A 1,704-nucleotide genomic window follows, 5' to 3' on the forward strand; every position below is an offset into this window, starting at 1 on the left:
TTAAAGCTGTCAGCTCTTTAAAAAGAAGAAACAGACAATCTGTGTGGGCACTTGCGAGACGAAAAATTAAAAGTCTACGGACTCAAAAAATTAAGTCTTGATAAGTGACACTGAAGATTCATTTGAATATGTCAGAGACAGTTATTGAGCATCAAACTTTAAATTGAAGAGTTTGATCATGGCTCAGATTGAACGCTGGCGGCAGGCTTAACACATGCAAGTCGAACGGTAACATGAGTGCTTGCACTTGATGACGAGTGGCGGACGGGTGAGTAAAGTATGGGGATCTGCCGAATGGAGGGGGACAACAGTTGGAAACGACTGCTAATACCGCATAATGTTGAGAGACCAAAGCATGGGACCTTCGGGCCATGCGCCATTTGATGAACCCATATGGGATTAGCTAGTTGGTGAGGTAAAGGCTTACCAAGGCGACGATCTCTAGCTGGTCTGAGAGGATGACCAGCCACACTGGAACTGAGACACGGTCCAGACTCCTACGGGAGGCAGCAGTGGGGAATATTGCACAATGGGGGAAACCCTGATGCAGCCATGCCGCGTGTATGAAGAAGGCCTTCGGGTTGTAAAGTACTTTCGGTAATGAGGAAGGTGGTGTATCTAATAGGTGCATCAATTGACGTTAATTACAGAAGAAGCACCGGCTAACTCCGTGCCAGCAGCCGCGGTAATACGGAGGGTGCGAGCGTTAATCGGAATGACTGGGCGTAAAGGGCATGTAGGCGGATAATTAAGTTAGGTGTGAAAGCCCTGGGCTCAACCTAGGAATTGCACTTAAAACTGGTTAACTAGAGTATTGTAGAGGAAGGTAGAATTCCACGTGTAGCGGTGAAATGCGTAGAGATGTGGAGGAATACCGGTGGCGAAGGCGGCCTTCTGGACAGATACTGACGCTGAGATGCGAAAGCGTGGGGAGCAAACAGGATTAGATACCCTGGTAGTCCACGCTGTAAACGATGTCGATTTGGAGTTTGTTGCCCTGAGTGATGGGCTCCGAAGCTAACGCGATAAATCGACCGCCTGGGGAGTACGGCCGCAAGGTTAAAACTCAAATGAATTGACGGGGGCCCGCACAAGCGGTGGAGCATGTGGTTTAATTCGATGCAACGCGAAGAACCTTACCTGGTCTTGACATCCACAGAATCTTGCAGAGATGCGAGAGTGCCTTCGGGAACTGTGAGACAGGTGCTGCATGGCTGTCGTCAGCTCGTGTTGTGAAATGTTGGGTTAAGTCCCGCAACGAGCGCAACCCTTATCCTTTGTTGCCAGCGATTTGGTCGGGAACTCAAAGGAGACTGCCGTTGATAAAGCGGAGGAAGGTGGGGACGACGTCAAGTCATCATGGCCCTTACGACCAGGGCTACACACGTGCTACAATGGCGTATACAAAGGGAGGCGACCTCGCGAGAGCAAGCGGACCTCACAAAGTACGTCTAAGTCCGGATTGGAGTCTGCAACTCGACTCCATGAAGTCGGAATCGCTAGTAATCGTGAATCAGAATGTCACGGTGAATACGTTCCCGGGCCTTGTACACACCGCCCGTCACACCATGGGAGTGGGTTGCACCAGAAGTAGATAGCTTAACCTTCGGGAGGGCGTTTACCACGGTGTGATTCATGACTGGGGTGAAGTCGTAACAAGGTAACCGTAGGGGAACCTGCGGTTGGATCACCTCCTTACGAAGA

At 50.3% G+C, this 1,704-nt stretch carries 1 rRNA gene; it reads left to right on the top strand.

Annotation, left to right across the window (positions count from 1 at the left end):
* Window positions 1–160 precede the first annotated feature (160 nt).
* Window positions 161–1,698, top strand: a 16S ribosomal RNA gene (locus J3U16_RS05045).
* Window positions 1,699–1,704: the final 6 nt, after the last annotated feature.

Origin of the sequence: Gilliamella sp. B3023 (assembly GCF_026536845.1) — a bacterium.
Taxonomy (GTDB): domain Bacteria; phylum Pseudomonadota; class Gammaproteobacteria; order Enterobacterales; family Orbaceae; genus Gilliamella; species Gilliamella apicola_E.